This is a genomic window from Bradyrhizobium sp. 187, from assembly GCF_023101005.1.
Taxonomy (GTDB): Bacteria; Pseudomonadota; Alphaproteobacteria; order Rhizobiales; family Xanthobacteraceae; genus Bradyrhizobium; species Bradyrhizobium canariense_D.
On sequence record NZ_CP064693.1, the window covers coordinates 4,112,901 to 4,128,233 of the forward strand.

10 protein-coding genes are annotated in these 15,333 nt (G+C 65.0%); 2 read left to right on the forward strand and 8 right to left on the reverse strand.

Going from position 1 to position 15,333, the window contains the following annotated elements; translation table 11 throughout:
- Positions 1-90: 90 nt before the first annotated feature.
- The 6 genes from IVB19_RS19705 to IVB19_RS19730 form a co-directional block, all read right to left on the reverse strand.
- Positions 91-1,080 carry a 30S ribosomal protein S2 gene (locus tag IVB19_RS19705; protein ID WP_007603625.1) on the reverse strand — a complete coding sequence of 330 codons (990 nt, stop codon included), beginning with the start codon at positions 1,078-1,080 and terminating at the stop codon, positions 91-93.
- Between the two features lie 219 nt (positions 1,081-1,299).
- Positions 1,300-3,795 (reverse strand): caspase family protein, encoded by a 2,496-nt coding sequence (locus tag IVB19_RS19710; protein WP_247819827.1) that lies wholly within the window; start codon positions 3,793-3,795, stop codon positions 1,300-1,302.
- A 191-nt stretch (positions 3,796-3,986) separates the two neighbouring features.
- Positions 3,987-4,727, reverse strand: a complete 741-nt coding sequence (locus tag IVB19_RS19715) for a carbonic anhydrase (RefSeq protein ID WP_026232864.1) — start codon at positions 4,725-4,727, stop codon at positions 3,987-3,989.
- Between the two features lie 112 nt (positions 4,728-4,839).
- Positions 4,840-5,358, reverse strand: coding sequence for a DUF2846 domain-containing protein (locus IVB19_RS19720; RefSeq protein WP_247821690.1), 519 nt, complete (start codon positions 5,356-5,358; stop codon positions 4,840-4,842).
- Positions 5,359-5,472: 114 nt separating this feature from the next.
- On the reverse strand, positions 5,473-8,970 hold the full coding sequence (gene dnaE, locus IVB19_RS19725; protein WP_018455045.1) for a DNA polymerase III subunit alpha: 3,498 nt from the start codon (positions 8,968-8,970) through the stop codon (positions 5,473-5,475).
- A 455-nt stretch (positions 8,971-9,425) separates the two neighbouring features.
- Entirely contained in the window at positions 9,426-10,145 is a 720-nt protein-coding gene (locus IVB19_RS19730; protein ID WP_085394829.1) for an outer membrane protein, read from the reverse strand.
- Between the two features lie 251 nt (positions 10,146-10,396).
- Here IVB19_RS19730 and IVB19_RS19735 point away from each other — a divergent pair, with 251 nt between their 5' ends.
- Positions 10,397-10,699 carry a DUF3551 domain-containing protein gene (locus IVB19_RS19735; protein ID WP_247819828.1) on the forward strand — a complete coding sequence of 101 codons (303 nt, stop codon included), beginning with the start codon at positions 10,397-10,399 and terminating at the stop codon, positions 10,697-10,699.
- A gap of 1 nt (position 10,700) precedes the next feature.
- Positions 10,701-10,949: a DUF3551 domain-containing protein gene (locus IVB19_RS19740; protein ID WP_247819829.1), complete on the forward strand. Its 249-nt coding sequence runs from the start codon at positions 10,701-10,703 to the stop codon at positions 10,947-10,949.
- Positions 10,950-11,097: 148 nt separating this feature from the next.
- Here the strand turns inward: IVB19_RS19740 and map are convergent, their stop codons facing one another.
- Both map and IVB19_RS19750 read right to left on the reverse strand, forming a co-directional pair.
- Positions 11,098-11,847 (reverse strand): type I methionyl aminopeptidase, encoded by a 750-nt coding sequence (gene map / locus IVB19_RS19745; protein ID WP_247819830.1) that lies wholly within the window; start codon positions 11,845-11,847, stop codon positions 11,098-11,100.
- A 78-nt stretch (positions 11,848-11,925) separates the two neighbouring features.
- Positions 11,926-15,075 carry a GAF domain-containing protein gene (locus IVB19_RS19750; protein ID WP_247819831.1) on the reverse strand — a complete coding sequence of 1,050 codons (3,150 nt, stop codon included), beginning with the start codon at positions 15,073-15,075 and terminating at the stop codon, positions 11,926-11,928.
- Positions 15,076-15,333 lie beyond the last annotated feature (258 nt).

A 15,333-nucleotide genomic window follows, 5' to 3' on the forward strand; every position in this document is an offset into this window, starting at 1 on the left:
CCAGATCGCCTCGCCGCGGTCCATCTCAGGAATTCGCGTCAACTGAAATGGTGGCCGGAGCTTGTCCGGCCAACCCATCGCTCTTTTTGACTATTCCGCTTCCGCGGTCAGCGCCTTGGCCTTGGCCACCCAGGCGTCCGCGCGGCTCGGCAGGCCGACTTCTTCGCCGATCTTGTGCGCGGTATCGTGATCGAGCTCAGCCAGCTGCCAGAAGTGGAAGATGCCGAGATCGTTGAACTTCTTCTCGATCGCGCCCGACACGCCCGGGAGCTTCTTGAGGTCGTCGGACGTGCCGCGCGGGCCGGCAAGGCCTTGGAAGCCGCTCGTGGCGGGCAGCTCTTCTGCGACCGGCCGAACCGAAGCACCGACGTCGATTCCGGAATCGCCTTGGGCGCGTGAAATGCCGTCAATCGCTGCGCGCGCGATCAGATCGCAATAGAGCGCAATCGCGCGGCCGGCGTCGTCATTTCCCGGCACCACATAAGTGATGCCCTTCGGATCCGAATTGGTGTCGACGATCGCCGCGACCGGAATGTTGAGCCGCTGGGCTTCCTGGATCGCGATGTCTTCCTTGTTGGTGTCGATCACGAAGATCAGGTCGGGCAGACCGCCCATGTCCTTGATGCCGCCGAGCGAGCGGTCGAGCTTGTCGCGCTCGCGCTGAAGCGTCAGGCGCTCCTTCTTGGTGTAGGAGGAGGCATCGCCGCCGGCGAGCACGTCGTCGAGATGACGCAGGCGCTTGATCGAGCCCGAGATCGTCTTCCAGTTGGTCAGCGTGCCGCCGAGCCAGCGCGAATTGACGAAGTACTGAGCGCAGCGCTTGGCCGCGTCGGCAACGCCGTCCTGCGCCTGGCGCTTGGTGCCGACGAACAGGATGCGGCCGCCCTTGGCGACGGTGTCGCTGACCGCCTGCAAGGCGTTGTGCAGCAACGGCACGGTCTGCGCGAGGTCGACGATGTGGATGTTGTTGCGGGCGCCGAAAATGAACGGCGCCATTTTCGGATTCCAGCGGTGAGACTGGTGACCAAAGTGCACGCCGGCTTCGAGGAGCTGACGCATAGTGAAATCGGGTAGTGCCATCGTTCTAATTCTCCGGTTGGTTCCTCCGGAAGCGTGTGAGCAGGACAGAGCGTTGTCGCCCCGGCTGCCACCGGACGGCCTTGTGAGCCATGCTTCCGTGTGAGATGGCGCGGTGTATAGCGCGATTTCGGCCAGAAGCAAGGAAATAAGGGCCTTTCGGGGCGGCTTTCGCCCGCAAGAGGCCCCCTTACGTAAAGATCGCTCCGGCCTAGCCCCTGCCTAGCATCTGGGCTGGTTCGGCGGGCACTTCTTTGCCGCCGGCGGCGGAGCCGGAGGACGCGGTGGAGGTGCTGCCGGGCGCGGCGGCGGCGGTGGCGCGACGGCCATCCGGGGCGGCGGAGGTGGCGCCGGCCGGGCGACCGGCGGCGCGGGCCGCGCCATTGGCGGCGGCGCCGGTCGAGCAACCGCCACGGGTGGAGCCGCCCGTGGCGGTGGCGGCGGCGCAACACGCGGCGGAGGCGGAGGCGCCGGCCGCGCCACGGCCTGAGGCCGCGGTGGTGGCGCCGACGGCCGGGCAGCCTGGGCGGGAGCTGCGGTCGGCTGATGCTGCGGCCTGATCGGCTCCCGCGCCGCCGAGGGCGGCGGCGTGACCGGTCGTCCAACTGCGCCAGGAGGCGTGCGGGCAGCAGGCGGCGAACCAGCCGGCTCGCGGGTCGCGGACTTGCCATGGTCCCCAGGCCCGGTCCCGGTCCCGGGCGGGGCTTGGGCCACCGGCGGCTTCGGCGGTTGGCCGGGCACAGCGGCCGGGTTTGTCGCCGTGGGCGCAGTCGCCGGCGCGGCGGCGGTCGGCGCACCGGGATGACCCGGCGGCGTGGTGCCGGGAGCAGCAGTCGTCGGCGCTCCCGCAGGCCCTCCCGGATGGGTCGGCGGCGGTGTGCCGGGAGCAGTGGCCGTGGGCAGCCCGGGTCTGCCGCCCGGCAGTGGCCCGGCTCCCGCTGGCGGTACAGGTGAACCGCCATGGGTGCCGGGAACCGGCAGGGTGTTGGCTTGGGGCAGCTTGGCCGGTGGCGTGGCAAGCGGACTGGCAGGTGGAGTCGTAGGTGGCGTACCGGTCGGTGCGGCATTGGCCGGCCTGGCCGGAGGCATTCCTGGCCTCGCCGTCGGCTGCATCGTCGCGCTCGGCGGCATCGGCGCCTTGCCCTGCTGAATCAGGGCGGCGCGCTGCACGACCGCCTGCGGCATGGCGGGACCAGCCGGATTGGTGCGCCCGGCAATGGCTGGCGCGAGATTGCCCGCTCCGGCACCCGCACCCGCCGGCGGTGCCGGCGGCTGGTTGATCACCGTGTTGATGACCGTCCTGTTATGGATGTTCTGATAGATGATGTTGTTCGGGGGCGGTGCGACATAGACCGGCGGCCTGACGAACACAGGAATTGGCACGAACATCGGCTGCGGCAGCACGAACAGGCCGACCACCGGCATCGGCGGCGACAGCACGACGAAATCCGGCGGCGGCGGTGGCAGATAATAGACCGGCGGCGGCGGTGGCGGCGCAAAGCCAAAATCCGGATCGCTGAAATACAGCACGGGACGCTCGACATAGACCACCTCCTCCGGCGGCGGTGGCGGCACGTCGTAGTCGATCATCGCGAAGCTCGGCGGCGGCTCGGCCGGCGCGGTGAGAATCGCCAAGCGCCGGCGCGCATCCGCCGCATGCGGACCGCGCGGATAGCGACGCAGATACGACCAATAGGCCTCCGGCGTGTCGGTCCGATAGGTCCGCCGCCAGGTGATGGCCTCGCGGCGCGCCGCGACGATCACCATCACGCGCTTCGACAGCGGGTCGCCGGGATAGGCGGAGAGAAACTCTTCGTAGGCCGGCAGCGTGTCGCGCGTGAGCGCGGCGGCATAGGCATCCTGCACGCCGAGATCGCGGATCGGCTTGTTGCGCATCGCGGCGACTTGGTCGGGTGCGGCCTCAGGCGGCGGCGCGTCAGGTCCGCGCTCGAAGAACGAGAATTGCGCCGATATCTTCTGCTCGTTCCAGGGCACTTGCGCGCCCTTGCTGGCCTCGTTGACGCGCAGGCGAACGCGGTCGAACACCTCAGGCAGCGGTAGGCCGCCGGTGCGGATCATCTCCGCCAGCGACTGCGCATAGATGCCGTAAGGTCCAGGCTCCTCGGGCGCCACCGTGCCGGGCGCGGCGTTGAACGCGATCAGCATGTTGGCGTCGGGCTCGACCAGCGCAAGTCCGCTCGCGATCTGCTGGCCGCCCTCCACGAAGGGCTGCGCCCGCGCAGCGTCGAGCACGACGATGTTGGCCTTGAGCGGAACGGAGGCGAGCTGGCGGAGATAGTCGCCGATGCGCAGGCCTTCGGTCGGAATGTCGGTGTCGCGGGTGATGTTGGAATCGACCGGGATGAAGTAGTTCTCACCGGCAAGTTGCACGCCATAGCCGGCGAGGTAGACCATCGCGACGGTGTCCGGTCCGGAGGCCTGCGCCTTCTGGATGAAATCGCGAAAGCTCTTGCGCAGCGTGTCGCCGTCGAGATCGCGGGCGCCGACGACGTCGAAGCCCGCCGCCTGCAGCGTCTGCGCGATCAGGCCGGCATCGTTTGCCGTCGTCGCCAGCGGCGACTTGGCATAGGCGCCGTTGCCGACCACGAGCGCCATACGCTTTTCCTGCTGCTGTGCACGCGCCGGATCCGGCGCGCCCGCGGCAAGGACCGCGATTGGCAGGAGAAGGCAAATGAAGGCTCGGAGCGTCCCACGCATGACTTGCTTGCCCGTTTTTGTTGTTGAGATGCCGCCACGCATCAGACGCGTGGCGAGCTGAATGACACTTGAACGAAAGGCTTCCAAATAACGAAGGCTTGGATTGAGGCGGCGGCATGGCGCCCGGCACCAACGCCAGGGCGCCTGCGTCAGCCTCGCGACAACGAACCGGCGCGAGCCGGTTCGTCTCGTCAGACCTGCGCGATCAGGTCGACCGTTCCCGTCGTGAGCCGATAGATGCCGCCGACGACCTTCAGCTTGCCCTGCTCCACGGCCGCATTGAGGATCGGCGCTGCCGACTTCAGCTTCGCGACGTTGTCGATGACGTTCTGCCGGATCGCCCTGTCGAGGACGTCCCCACCCTGCTGCATCGCAGCCTTCGCTGCAGGCGTGATCGCATCGACCAGCGATGGAATATGGCCCGGCGGCGGCTTGTTGTCCTTGATCGCCTTCAGCGTCGCATCGACCGCGCCGCAAGCGTCATGGCCGAGCACGAGGATCAGCGGCGCATTCAGCACGGCCACCGCGTATTCCATGCTGGCGATGGTTTCGGTGCCGGCAAAATTTCCGGCGACGCGGCAAACGAACAGATCGCCGCGGCCAGTGTCGAAGGCATATTCCGGCGCGATGCGCGAATCGGCACAGCTCAGTACGGCCGCGAACGGATTCTGTCCGCCGACCAACGCCTCGCGCTCGTGCTTGAAATCGTGCCGCCGCGACACGCCTTCGACATAGCGGGCATTGCCTTCCGTCAGGCGCTTCAATGATGCGTCGGGCGACAGCACGTTCTGCGGCTTGGGCGGCGCCTTGGTCTCTTTGGCGAAGGCTCTGCCGGTCAGGGCGAGGCCGAGCGCCGAGGCACCCAACAACATCGCGGATCGTCGCGACGGCGCGATCCTCTCATGTGGGGATTCATTGCACTTGTCGCACATGTCACGTTCCCTCCCGGCGCGATGGACGAACGGCCTCACGGCGATCATAGCCGCAACGCTGTGACGACACCACAAATGACGGTGCGGGCGGAGCTCGAATTTCGCGCGGAGGCTATTCTGCCAACCGAAGCTCTGCGATCGTCGTCCTGGCGGCCGATTCATCCAAGGGCAGGAAATCCAGCGGCCCCTGATTTTTATAGCCGGACGTCATCGCAAGGGTGAGACCCCAGCCCAGCACCCCCGTGCTCGCATTCGCGATCATGGCGCTCTTGCGCTGACTGACGCGCGCTACGAAGAACACGGTCTGGCCGGACTGAGCCGAAAAGTCCACGCGCGTGACGCCGAGCGCCGCCTCCTCTGCTACGAACTGGTGCTGGCCTGCCGGGCGATCGACATAGACATATGTCCCGGTCTTCAGGCCCTTGATCGGCGTACCGTCGAGGGAAAATTCCCAGTCCGGATCGCCGATGCCGCCGAAGCCTTTCTCGCGAAACACGACGACACGGGCCTGCCCGGCTTTCGGCGGACCCAGCTTTCGTACCGTCTCCGAATATCCGAGCCCGCTCCTCGCCGTCTCACAGCCGCACAGCAGTGCCGCAGCCACGAGCAATACCAGCCCACGCAATAGCATCACGCCCTCAGATTTTCCCCGAGTGCATGCTAACCGAAAACAGCGAAAGGTTGCAACAGGGCCGCCGCATGTCCCGCGCAAGACATGCAGCCGCCTGCAACACCGTGCGCGTTGCTAGAGCTGCTGCACGTCCACCACACCGGCGACCGCCTTGATGGCGCCGGCGATCTGCGGCGAGACCTTGAAGCGGCCGGGCAGCTTCATCTCGACCTCGGTTTCGAGGTCGAGCATCATGACCAGCGAGACCTCGCCGTCGCCGTTGGAGCGGGGCGCGATGCCCGGACTGCCGACCTTCGGCGCGGCGCCGTTCGCCATGTCGGGGCCGGCGAGACGCTTGGCGATCGATTCCAGCGGCTTGGTGTCGCGCACGAAGATGCGCAGGCCCTTCTGCGTCTTGGCCGCGGCCTCGTCCAGCGGCTCGGCGTGCAGCACGCGCGCGCGGACGTCCTCGCCCTGGAGCTCGGCGCCGAGCTGGAGCAGCACCGCGGCGCCCGGTTCCAGGACGTCGCGATATTGCGCGAGGCCTTCGGAGAACAGCACCGCCTCAAAGTGACCCGTGGGATCAGAGAGCCCCATGATGCCCATCTTGTTGCCGGTCTTGGTCCGCCGCTCCATGCGCGACACCACGGTGGCCGCGACCTTGCCGGCGGTGGCGCCGGTCTTCACCGCGCGGGAGAACTCGGCCCAGGACTGCACGCGCAGCCGCTTCAGCACGGTGGCGTAATCGTCGAGCGGATGTCCCGACAGGAAGAAGCCGATCGCGTCATATTCGCGGCGCAGCCGCTCGGCCGGCAACCAGGGCTCGATCTGCGGCAGCATGATGGTCGGCGCGTCGGCCGAGCTGCCGAACATGTCGTTCTGGCCGACGGTTGCAGCTTCGTTCGCCCGCTGGCATGCGGCGAGAATCGAGTCGGCGCCGGCGAAGACCCGCGCCCTGTTCGGCTCCAGCGTGTCGAAGGCGCCCGCCGCGGCGAGGCTTTCGATGATGCGCTTGTTGATCGCGCGCGGCGACACCCGCGCGGCAAAGTCGGCGAGCGAGGTGAACAAGCCGTTTTTGGTCCGCTCCGCGATGATCTGCTCGACGGCCGCAATACCGACGCCCTTCAACGCCGCGAGCGCGTAGTAGATGGTCTTGTCGCCGACTTCGAAAGTCGCGCCGGAACGGTTGACGTTGGGCGGTTCGACCTTGATGCCGAGGCGCTGCGCCTCGGCGCGGAATTCGGACAGCTTGTCGGTATTGTTGAGATCAAGCGTCATCGACGCGGCGATGAACTCCACCGGGTAATGCGCCTTCATGTAGGCGGTGTGGTAGGACACAAGCGCATAGGCCGCCGCGTGGCTCTTGTTGAAGCCGTAGTCGGCGAATTTCGCCAGCAGCTCGAAGATGGTATCGGCCTGCCCCTTCGGCACGCCGTTCTTCACTGCGCCTGCGACGAAGATCTCGCGCTGCTTCTCCATCTCGGCGCGGATCTTCTTGCCCATGGCGCGGCGCAGCAGGTCGGCGTCGCCGAGCGAATAGCCCGACATCACCTGCGCGATCTGCATCACCTGTTCCTGGTAGATGATGACGCCGAAGGTCTCCTTGAGAATCGGCTCCAGCACGGGGTGGAGATATTCCGGCTCCTCGTCGCCGTGCTTGCGCGCGCAATAGGTCGGGATGTTCGCCATCGGACCCGGTCGATAGAGCGCGACCAGCGCGATGATGTCCTCGAAACGGTCGGGGCGCATGTCGACCAGCGCGCGCCGCATGCCCTGGCTTTCAACCTGGAACACGCCGACCACCTCGCCGCGCGCCAGCATCTGGTAGCTTTCGGCATCGTCGATCGGCAGCGTCGCGAGATCGACGTGGATGTTGCGCGGCTTGAGCAGTTTGCACGCGACGTCGAGTACGGTCAGCGTTTTCAGGCCGAGGAAGTCGAACTTCACGAGGCCCGCGGGCTCGACCCATTTCATGTTGAACTGGGTCACCGGCATGTCGGATTTGGGATCGCGATACATCGGCACGAGTTCGCTCAGCGGGCGATCGCCGATCACGATGCCGGCCGCATGCGTCGAGGCGTGACGGGTCAGGCCTTCGAGGCGCTGCGCGATGTCGAACGCGCGCGCCACCACCGGATCCTCGTCGCGGAACGCCTGGAGTTTTGGCTCGCTCTCGATCGCGGCGGCCAGCGTCACCGGCGTGGCCGGATTCTGCGGCACGAGTTTTGTGAGCTTGTCGACCTGGCCATAGGGCATCTGCAGCACGCGGCCGACGTCGCGCAGCACGCCGCGCGCCTGCAGCGTCCCGAAGGTGATGATCTGCGCGACCTGGTCGCGACCGTAGCGCTCCTGGACGTACCTGATCACCTCGCCGCGGCGATCCTGGCAGAAGTCGATGTCGAAGTCCGGCATCGAGACGCGTTCCGGATTGAGGAAGCGCTCGAACAGCAGGCCGAACTTGATCGGGTCGAGGTCGGTGATAGTCAGCGCCCACGCCACCAGCGAGCCTGCGCCGGAGCCGCGGCCCGGCCCGACCGGGATGCCCTGGCCCTTTGCCCATTTGATGAAGTCGGAGACGATCAGAAAGTAGCCCGCGTATTTCATGCGCATGATGACGTCGAGCTCGAACGCAAGCCGCGCGTTGTAATCTTCTTCCGTCGTGCCTTGCGAGAGGCCGTGCACGCGCAGGCGGTTGGCGAGCCCCTCCTCCGCCTGCCGCTTCAATTCGGCCGCCTCGACTGCGGCGGCATCGGAGCTTGCGGCAGCGCCGACCGTGAAGAACGGCAGGATCGGCTTGCGCGTCATCGGCCGGAACGAGCAGCGCTCGGCGATCTCCACCGTCGAGGCCAGCGCCTCCGGAATGTCGGCGAACAGCACCGCCATCTCGGCGCGGGTCTTGAAGCGGTGATCGGGCGTGAGCTGCTCGCGCTCGGTCTCCGCGATCAGCCGCCCGCCGGCGATGCAGAGCAGCGCGTCATGGGCTTCATAATCGTCGGTCGTGGCGAAATACGGCTCGTTGGTCGCAACCAGCGGCAGGCCCTTGGTGTAGGCGATGTCAATCAGGCTGCTTTCGACCCGCCGCTCCTTCTCGATGTTGTGGCGCTGCAATTCGATGTAGAGACGGTCTCCGAACAGGCTGGCCAGACGCTCGCAGCGCGCCGCCGCGAGCTCGGTATAACCGCCGGCAAGCGCCAGCGAGATCGGTCCGTCCGGACCGCCCGTCAGCGCGATCAGACCTTCGGTCTCGCCTTCGAGCCAGTCGAACTTGATGTGGGGAGCATGAGTGTCGGGCGTCTCCAGGAACGCGCGCGAGTTCAGCCGCATCAGGCTGCGATAGCCGCGCTCCTGCGCGGCCAGCAGCACCACGCGCGAGGGCAGCAGCACGTTGCGCGCATTGGGATCCTGGTCGCCGAACTCGATCGCGATCTCGCAGCCCACGATCGGCTGGATACCGGAGCCTGCCATCTTGTCGGAGAACTCCAGCGCACCGAACATGTTGTCGGTGTCGGTCAACGCCAGCGCCGGCTGATGGTCTTTCTTCGCTAGCTCGGCGAGCTTGGCGATCTTGATCGAGCCCTTGAGCAGCGAATAGGCCGAGTGAACGTGAAGGTGGACAAATCCGGCGCTCGGCATGGTCGCGTGACGGCCTCTTGCAGATGAGATGGAGCGGTCACCGGCACCGGAGGCATCCTGCACTCGCCCGGCCGACTCGCCTCATAATGGTGGGGCGTCATGGTGCCAGAGTCCACGCCGGAGCGGCCGATCGGCCGCGTCGTCCTGCTTTTCCCCAACCTAGGCCCGCGCCTAGAGCTGCGGGAGCACCTGGGCCCAGATCGCAATCATCCCGACAAACAGCGCGATCGACGCCAACGCGGCGGCCTCTTCAACGAAAATCCTGAACATGGCTTACTCCATGGTGAGAACGCATGAAGAACATTGTTCTCATTTCGTTCTCAGGAGTCAAGCCATCTCGACCATCTCCAAACAGAATGGTTAACCCGCTGAATTTAGGCAACAAAAAAGCCCCGGCCGATGGCCGGGGCTTTCGCCAACCGCTCGAAGTCGAGCGATCGATAGCAGTCTTTTACTCAGTAACGGCCGAGGCTCGGGCCGCCGAACTTGTAGTTCAAGCGAACGAGGCCCATGTCGACGTCTTGGCGGATGCGATCGGTGCCAACCAAGCCTGCGAACGTGACGTTCTTGTCCTGCAGGAAGATGTGGTTGTACTCGACGCCAACCGACCAGTTCGGGGCGAAACCGTACTCGAGGCCGGCACCGATCGTGCCACCCCAACGGGTCTGATCGTTCGAGGACAGCAGCGCGCCGCCAAGGGTCGAGACTTCATACTTGCTGCCGGCGACAGCCGCACCGCCCTTGGCGTAAAGGAGGACGTTGTTCCAGGCGTAGCCGATCTGACCGGTGATCAGACCGAACGAGTCGATCTTGGAGCGGTTGCGCGTCGCGAACAGCGCGCTGACGTTGTCGCCCGAGAAGTCAGCCCAGTTGCCCTGACCTTCGATGCCGAACACCCACTGGCCCGACTGCATGCGGTAGCCGATCTGGCCGCCGACCGTGCCGCCGGTCGCATCGTGCGAACCCTCGCGGCCACCGCCGACGAGATCCCAAGTCGAATGGGCGGAACCGCCGCCGCCGTTGACGCCGATGTAGAAGCCGCTCCAGTCGTAGATCGCGGCGACCATCGCCGGCGCCTTGGTGTAAGGCCGCGCAGCGAGGTCAGCAGCCACCGCCGGTGCGGTCGCGCCGAGCGCGACAAGGCTCACAGCAGCAAGCAACAGATTCTTGTTCATTTGATTCCCGTTCCAGTTTCGTCGTTAGGCCCCCGGGCCGTGGCGTCGTCATAGCAGCGCTCGACAGAATTGCTGTAACCTCGACGCCACAGTTCGCGCTAAAGGATCGCGCTTCATTAATGAAGATTTACCAGCTTGCGCGGGAACCCTTTGAAACACGTGTTTTCATGAGTTCCATTGTCGACTACACGACATCTGCAGCACGCGCGCGTGACAACGTCGCAGGCACGTTCGCGTGATTGGAGAATCGAATGCGCAGACGAATTTCCCTCCCCATTGTCGCCACATTTTCGCTCGCCCTCGCCTCATTTGGGCTCACGCTTAGCGCAAGCGTGCCTGCGCGCGCGTTCGGAACCCACCATGCCTTCTGCCTTACCGGCGATGAATGGCCGGGGCTGAGCAATTGCACGTTCGACACTTACGCGCAGTGCCAGGCGAGTTCGTCGGGCCGCGCCCTCACCTGCATCGCGAACCCGTATTTCGCAGGCCAGAGCGACGATCGCTACGCGTATCAGAACAGGCCGCGCGCGCCAGGTTACTATTTGCCGCGCTGAGATGCGTCGCGCTCGCATCACGCTCCCCGCGATCGGCCTGCTGATCACCGGCGCGCCTGCGCACGCGCAGACCTACGATCCGAGCTATCCGGTCTGCATGCAGATCTACGGTCCCGTCGGCTACTTCGATTGCCGCTACACCTCGCTCGAGCAATGCAGATTTTTAGCCGTCGGTCGGTCAGCGACGTGCGTGGCGAACCCGTATTTTGCGCAGAAGAAGCCCCCTCGCCACTCGCGGCGCGTCTATTAAATCGGGACTTTGATATGCGGCCCGCCTTGCGTTGAGCTTCCGACGCCACGCTCGGCAATCTGGTCGGCGAGACCGGCGCCGCCGCTGGCTCGGGATGATCGAACCCGTTCGGATGCTGCCCGAGATCCGGTGGCTTAAGGACGCCTCCTTAACCAGCCATCGTAACGATCAACGGTCCGCTTCGCGTGGCGATCACGGTGTGCTCGTATTGAACGGTCGGCGCCTCGGGGCTGCTGTAGAGCGTCCATGGATCATCGCCATCCTCTGCCCATTCCGCGCCAAGGGACAAGAACGGCTCGACGGTGAACACGAGGCCTTCGCTCATGATGCGGCGTTCGGAGCGGTCGGGCCACGTTGCGATCTCCGTCGGCTCCTCGTGGAGCGACAGGCCGACGCCGTGACTGGCAAGGTTCCTGACCAGGCTGTAACCGTTCCTCCGCGCAAAAGTCCCGATGGCCTGACCGATACCGGCGATCGGCTTGCCGGCTCCGACCTGCTGCAGGCCCGTCCACATCGCGCGCCGCCCATCTCTGCAAAGACGTTCGACCGCTCGCGTTGCGGGTGGAACGGCGAATGAGGCTCCGGTATCCGCAAAGAAGCCGTTCTTCTCGGCTGACACGTCGATGTTCACGAGGTCCCCGCGCGCGATCCGCCGATCGCCGGGGATCCCATGAGCGATCTCCTCGTTCACGCTGATGCAGGTTGCGCCCGGAAAGTCGTAGGCCAGCTCCGGAGCCGAACGTGCACCGGCGGCCTCCAGCAGCGTTCGCCCGATCTGGTCGAGCTCGGAGGTGGACATGCCCGGCTCGAGCGCCTTCCCCATTGCCTCCAGGGTATTGGCGACGATGCGCCCTATCTCCTTCAGGCGCGCGAGGTCGTTGTCATCCGAGATTGTCATGTCATGCTCTTCCGAAAGCCGGGACATAGCCCTTGTGAAGGCAGCTTGCAAACGGAAGAGATCGTTTCCAAAACGCGTTCAGATCTCGTCGAGCAAGGTGCGGACTTTGGCAGCCAGGTCTTCGATAGCGAAGGGCTTGGGAAGCAGATGCTTGCCGGCATCGAGCACGCCATTGTGAACGATTGCATTGCGCGTGTAGCCGGTGGTGAACAGCACTTTCAGCGCCGGGTATCGTCTCGACAGCTCGGCCGCCAGCTCGGCGCCGGTCATGTCGGGCATGACGACATCCGTGAACAGCAGATCTGGAACGAAACCATTTTCAATCGTCCTGATCGCCTCTTTGGCGCTGGCTGCCTCGATGACGGTGTAGCCAAGTTCGCGCAGGCTTTCGGACGACATGCTGCGGACGCGCTCGTCGTCTTCCACAACGAGAATGATTTCGTTCTGATGGCTTGCACCGGCGGGTATCTCCTCCTGCGACAGAGCTGAGCCCGCCTCCTCGCCGGCGAAGCGTGGAAGGTAGATCTTCACGGTCGTGCCAACATCGACTTCCGAGTAAATTTTGACATGGCCGCCCGACTGCCGCACGAAACCGTAGACCTGACTGAGGCCGAGGCCGGTGCCCTTTCCCACGACCTTGGTCGTGAAAAACGGATCGAACACCTTGCCCAGCACATCGGCCGGAATTCCCGTGCCGTTGTCCGTCACGGCCACGAGAACGTACTGCCCGGGTGCGAGTGCATACTCGCGAGCATATTTTCGGTCTATCGAGGCGTTGCTGGTTTCTATCGTCAGCCTGCCCCCTTTTGGCATGGCGTCGCGCGCATTGACCGCGAGATTGATCATCGCGCTTTCCAGCTGGGCCGGGTCTGCCTTGACCCGCCAGAGGCCAGCCGCCAGCACCGTCTCGAGGCGGATTAGCTCGCCCAGCGATCGCTCGAGCAGCTCACTCATCCCGCCGACCATCTTGTTGATGTCCACGACCTCAGGCGCGAGCGGCTGTTGGCGCGAGAACGCGAGCAGCCTCTGCGTCAACGTGGCTGCGCGATTTGCACCGTCGATGGCGCCCTCGATGAAGCGGTCTATGCTGACCTCTCCCCTGCCGAGCCGCCGCTTGGCAAGATTCAGGCTGCCGAGAATCACGGCCAGCATATTGTTGAAGTCGTGGGCAATGCCGCCGGTCAATTGCCCGACGGCTTCCATCTTCTGGGATTGCCGCAATTGCTCTTCGGCTTTCATGCGCTCGGCGATTTCGTCGGCAACGCGTTGCTCCAATCCGGCATTGAGCGCCTCGAGCCGGGTCAAGAGCTGGGCGTTGTCGATAGCGGTGGCGGCATGGCCCGCAATACCAAGCAACGCGGACTCATGCTCGGCTTGGAATTTACCCGTCTCAGCGTGACCGAAGAAAAGTCCGCCGAAAACTTCGCCGGTGCGCGAGATCACAGGGACCGCAAGGTAGGATCGGACCGGAAGATGGCCCTCGGGCATGCCTTTCCGCGGCGCGTTCTTGCCATAGCGGGGGTCCCGCAGGATATCGTCGGACCTCACCACGCCGGAGCCCTCGAAGGTCGGGCCAAAGACGGCTGTGTTACGCGGCATCGGAAAGTTTTCAAACGCGGATCGCGGCGCACCAGACAGCGAATACAGCATGTAGCTGCCGCCATCCGGCGCCAGAACGTTGTAGAAAAAGGCGCCGAATTGAGCACCGGTGAGTCCGACGCCGGCATCCGTCACGATCTGGACGATCTTGTCGAGGTCGCGTTCGCGAGAGACCGAGGCCCCGGTATCATTGAGTATTCTGAGATGACGCTCGGTTTTCTTTTGCTCGGTGATATCCAGAACCGTTCCGATGAACCGAACAGCCTGGCCGTTGGCAAAGATGGCTTGACCGGTCGCGGCGATCCAGCGTTCGACCCCATCCTCGATGCCAATGGTCCGGTATTCCATGTTGTAGTTTGCCGGCGCGTGCGGCGTCAGCGCCGCGGAGACGGCCTCGTGGGCGCGCTGCCTGTCCTCGGGATGAAGGCCCTTCAGGAACGCCCCTTCATAGCTGACTTCAGCGTCGGGCGATAAACCGAATACCTCCTTGCAGCGGCTATCCCATCGAAGAACGTTGTTGACCGGGTCGTAGTCCCAGGTGCCGATACCAGCCGCCTTGTTTGCAAGCGTCAGTCGTTCGGCGGCCTCCCGCGCCGCCTGTTCCGATCGGACGCGCTCGATGTGGGCCCACGACCGTTCGGTCACTTCGGTGAGCAAGGCGAGTTCGCGCGGCGTCCACTGGTGCGGGCCCCGGTGATGGATCGCCATCAAGGCGGTGAGTTGCCCTTCTTTGACCAAGGGCATGCAAATCGTCGAACCGATCCCGATGTTCTGGAAAGTGGCGGCTTCCTCAGGCGCAAGCTCCTTCAAATTGTCATTGATGATCAGGGGCCTGCCGGCGCCGAGCTCTCGCACCGCCTTCTTCCCGAAGTCAGCCAGGCTGTAGTGACCAAGGATATGCACCGCGCCCGGCGCCGCCCAATCCCCGCGTATGGTGAAGCCGTCCTGGTCGGGATCCATATCAGCATAGGCACAGCTCGATACGTCGAGATGCTCGCCAAGCATCCTGGTCGTCACCGCCATCACGCCGTCGGCATCGCGGGTCCTGGCCGTCTCCTTGTTGAGTGCGTCCAGGAAAAGCAGCCGGGCTTCGTTCTCCCGCACAGCCGTCTCCGCACGCCGGCGCTCGACGGCCGTGCGCGTACGCTCGGCAACATCGCGAATAAGCTCCAGCTCTTCGGGGCTCCATTCGCGCGGCCCGGCATTATTCAAATACAGCAGCGCCACGACCCCATCGGGCTCCGAGATCGGCATGTTGACGAGCGCGCGCGCAGAGATCGCCTCGAGTGCCTCGGCACGATCGCCGACGCGAGGGTCTTTTTCCGCATCGGCACAGATGACGGTCTCGCCCCGCTTGAGATCTTCGATGTAGCTGCCATAGTCGCGGAAGCGCAGCACGCCTGCGAGGCTCAGGATGCCCGGTGCGTTCCAGTCGCGGACAATGGTGATGGTCTCGGCTGAGGTGTCGACCGTGCCATAGCCCGCCCGGCTGACGTTGAGGCTGCGGCCGAGCAGCTCCGCCGCGGCATAGGCGAGATCGTCGGGATTGCTGATCTCTCGGATGTAGTCGCCGAGTGTGGCTAAGACGGAATTGCGATCGGCCGAGCGGATCCCGGTCGCTGTCGTCATTGGTCTTCCCCTGCCACTTCCTAGCTCCACGAGGAGCTAGCTGCCTGATCGTCCCACTGCTGTTCGCTTCGACCGGTGAGCCCGCCTGACCCTTTGAGTGATGCAGCCGGGTCGCGCAAATTGTCTGCGCGATAACCGCATGATGGCGTTTAGGTTCCCGTCGTCACCGTCCCCTGGGAGACGCCGTTCTGCCTGCGCCATTTGGCCTCCGAATGCCAATCCAGACGTCGGGGACAGACCCGCGCGAACGCGCCACCG

What these genes read in the sequence shown, in the direction of transcription:
- IVB19_RS19750 (WP_247819831.1), bottom strand. Translation starts at nt 15,075, where the DNA reads ATGACGACAGCGACCGGGATCCGCTCGGCCGATCGCAATTCCGTCTTA.
- IVB19_RS19730 (WP_085394829.1), bottom strand. Translation starts at nt 10,145, where the DNA reads ATGAACAAGAATCTGTTGCTTGCTGCTGTGAGCCTTGTCGCGCTCGGC.
- IVB19_RS19705 (WP_007603625.1), bottom strand. Translation starts at nt 1,080, where the DNA reads ATGGCACTACCCGATTTCACTATGCGTCAGCTCCTCGAAGCCGGCGTG.
- IVB19_RS19740 (WP_247819829.1), top strand. Translation starts at nt 10,701, where the DNA reads ATGCGTCGCGCTCGCATCACGCTCCCCGCGATCGGCCTGCTGATCACC.
- IVB19_RS19715 (WP_026232864.1), bottom strand. Translation starts at nt 4,727, where the DNA reads ATGTGCGACAAGTGCAATGAATCCCCACATGAGAGGATCGCGCCGTCG.
- IVB19_RS19735 (WP_247819828.1), top strand. Translation starts at nt 10,397, where the DNA reads ATGCGCAGACGAATTTCCCTCCCCATTGTCGCCACATTTTCGCTCGCC.
- map (WP_247819830.1), bottom strand. Translation starts at nt 11,847, where the DNA reads ATGACAATCTCGGATGACAACGACCTCGCGCGCCTGAAGGAGATAGGG.
- IVB19_RS19720 (WP_247821690.1), bottom strand. Translation starts at nt 5,358, where the DNA reads ATGCTATTGCGTGGGCTGGTATTGCTCGTGGCTGCGGCACTGCTGTGC.
- dnaE (WP_018455045.1), bottom strand. Translation starts at nt 8,970, where the DNA reads ATGCCGAGCGCCGGATTTGTCCACCTTCACGTTCACTCGGCCTATTCG.
- IVB19_RS19710 (WP_247819827.1), bottom strand. Translation starts at nt 3,795, where the DNA reads ATGCGTGGGACGCTCCGAGCCTTCATTTGCCTTCTCCTGCCAATCGCG.